The sequence below is a fragment of the Streptomyces sp. NPDC051105 genome, assembly GCF_040682795.1.
Classification (GTDB): domain Bacteria; phylum Actinomycetota; class Actinomycetes; order Streptomycetales; family Streptomycetaceae; genus Streptomyces.
In genome coordinates this window covers 1-1,633 of sequence record NZ_JBFBBR010000067.1, presented here as the reverse complement: position 1 = coordinate 1,633, position 1,633 = coordinate 1, and the positions used below count along the sequence as shown (strand labels likewise).

General features: G+C 35.2%; 3 protein-coding genes. All 3 read right to left on the bottom strand.

All coding sequences use genetic code 11. The features are described from left to right. Window positions 1-293: 293 nt before the first annotated feature. Window positions 294-509: a helix-turn-helix transcriptional regulator gene (locus tag AB0N16_RS41745; RefSeq protein ID WP_101913440.1), complete on the bottom strand. Its 216-nt coding sequence runs from the start codon at window positions 507-509 to the stop codon at window positions 294-296. Beyond that, window positions 506-817: a DUF6442 family protein gene (locus AB0N16_RS41740; protein WP_349221543.1), complete on the bottom strand. Its 312-nt coding sequence runs from the start codon at window positions 815-817 to the stop codon at window positions 506-508. The genes AB0N16_RS41745 and AB0N16_RS41740 overlap by 4 nt, the downstream gene beginning before the upstream one ends. Window positions 818-1,021: 204 nt before the next feature. Beyond that, window positions 1,022-1,633, bottom strand: a 612-nt coding sequence (locus AB0N16_RS41735) for an IS6 family transposase (RefSeq protein ID WP_365806028.1), incomplete at its 5' end; no start/stop codon positions are given.

Below are 1,633 nucleotides of genomic sequence, written 5' to 3'. Positions count from 1 at the left end.
GTTTACCTTTAAAATAGTTCATTGATATATCCTCGCTGTCATTTTTATTCATTTTACACTAAAATAGACTTATCAGAAAACTTTGCAACAGAACCGATTTCTCAATCTTAGGTTTCACGATTTCAACATCACGAATTTCAACTGTCAACTGTTTTTCCTCACCAGTTTTAGTTTTTCCTGTTACTTGCATAAAGACTCTCCTTGCTATTTCACTAATATAAGAACGCAAACTCTGACATTTGCGCCCCTAAAATAAAAAAGACCTAAGTCGTTTTAATATACTTAAGTCTTCACTACTCAAAATAGAATAATTTTTCAAATTCTATATCCAACGCTATACAAAGTAATAATGCTAATTTAGCAGATGGAACGTACTCATAGGTTTCTATATTGCTAATTGTCTGTCTCGAAACACCAACAATTTTAGCCAAATTACTCTGGTTTATTTGTTTTTCAGCACGAGCCACTTTTAACCTATTCTTTAACTCAAGTTTTCCTTTATCCCTCATTTAAAAATTCCACTCATTAAATTCCAGCCCATCACAGAAACAGCAATTAATAATACTACAATTACTATGATGTTAGTCATCGACCTCTTCTTTTTGAACAGATATATTTCATGTCCCAAAGCCAAAAGTAATAACATAAAAAACAAATCGTCTATAGATTCATTTTTTAGCAACCTAATTGTGAAAATAAACAGCCAAGCAAGTAACAACATAATATAGTGTACTATTGACATATTTCTCCACTTCGATAGTTTACCCTCATCTTGACTTTCTTGTTGTGCCATTTGTAAAATCTTCTTATTATTCATTTCTTCTCTTCCTCTCTATGAATAAAGTATAACACTTTACAAGTAAACTTGTCAACTATATAAGCAAACTTGTTAAAGATATAAGTAAACTTGTCAAAAACAAAGTATGAAAAGTCCGTAAAAAATTAAGAAGCTCTCAATCATATAATTGGTTCTGTTGCAAAGTTTAAAAATCAAATACAAGGTTTATAATCCTTCTTGTTCTTAATCTAATATTCCCATTAAGACCTTAATTTCAGTAGATACCGAAAATCCGAAGAGCGTTCCATTTCTTCGGTTCTTTTTGTATATTCCTCGAATGGTCTCCATGCCCTTAATTGTGCTTGAGGCAGTACGGAGACTTTGATAAAATTTATTCCGTCGTTTGATTGGTCGATGGTCTTGCTCAATGAGGTTATTGAGATACTTCACGGTTCGATGCTCTGTCTTAGTATATAAACCGTTACTCTGTAACTTTCTAAATGCAGAACCAATAGAGGGCGCTTTATCCGTGACAATTACTCTTGGTTGACCAAACTGTTTATGTAGTCGTTTCAAGAACGCATAAGCAGCTTGAGTATCCCGTTTCTTGCGTAGCCAAATATCCAGTGTCATGCCTTCTGAGTCGATTGCACGATAGAGATAATGCCACTTCCCTTTAATTTTAATATAAGTTTCGTCCATTTTCCACGAATAAAAGGACTGTCTATTTTTCTTTTTCCAGATTTGATAGATCAGCTTACCATATTCTTGAACCCAACGGCTGGAGGCCAGCGCGGGTGTCGCCGTCTTCCCCGACCACGCGCTGGACGCGGAGGGACTGCTGCGCCGGGCGGA